This window comes from Fructilactobacillus florum DSM 22689 = JCM 16035 (genome assembly GCF_001436645.1).
Lineage (GTDB): Bacteria > Bacillota > Bacilli > Lactobacillales > Lactobacillaceae > Fructilactobacillus > Fructilactobacillus florum.
On record NZ_AYZI01000045.1, the window covers coordinates 1 to 277 of the forward strand.

Consider the following 277-nt stretch of genomic DNA (forward strand, 5'->3'; position numbering starts at 1 on the left):
AAAGAATAAAAATTTTGTTTATATATATGTTATTAGGGATGAGTTTATTTATAGTATTAGGAATAGGAGTATTTAATAAAGTGAAAGAACATAATAGAGAAGTTGCTATTGAAAATAATGAAAAAAGGAAAGCACTTAAAAAGTACGAAACAGAAATTGTTAAAGATCTTTCAAATAGATATACAGGCATAAAAGATGTTGAATTTACCAAATATACAACAACACCATTGGGTACTGTTTATTTTAATTTTTATATTAACCAAAATAAACAAAAAGA

Annotated in this window: 1 protein-coding gene; it reads left to right on the forward strand. The window is 22.7% G+C overall.

Going from position 1 to position 277, the window contains the following annotated elements; translation table 11 throughout:
• Window positions 1-80: 80 nt before the first annotated feature.
• On the forward strand, window positions 81-277 hold a 197-nt coding region (locus FC87_RS06725), incomplete at its 3' end, for a hypothetical protein (RefSeq protein ID WP_202812911.1).